Genomic DNA, 265 nt, shown 5'->3' on the forward strand with positions numbered 1-265 from the left:
GTGGCACATCGTGACGATTAAAGTCGTAGCCGATGCGAGGAGAGACAACGATAGCGTTAATGGTTCCGTCGATGACGGTCAAACGGCTTTGCGTGAAGCTCGCGTCTACTAATGCAAACCAACTTTCATAGCCGCCGACCAGCACGAAACCAAGTCCCGTCGTATAACCATCAAGATCTAAGCGAAAGTCTTGAATTTTATGACTGATGAACGGGCTATTTGGATTGAAGCCAGCCGTTAATGTAACATCGGTTGTTGAATAGCC

1 protein-coding gene is annotated in these 265 nt (G+C 47.5%); it reads right to left on the minus strand.

All coding sequences use genetic code 11. The features are described from left to right. Nucleotides 1–265, minus strand: a 265-nt coding sequence (locus ACS2QP_RS27905) for a hypothetical protein (RefSeq protein ID WP_438883088.1), incomplete at both ends; no start/stop codon positions are given.

It is taken from the genome of Bacillus cereus group sp. Bce019, from assembly GCF_051781745.1.
GTDB classification, from domain to species: domain Bacteria; phylum Bacillota; class Bacilli; order Bacillales; family Bacillaceae_G; genus Bacillus_A; species Bacillus_A cereus.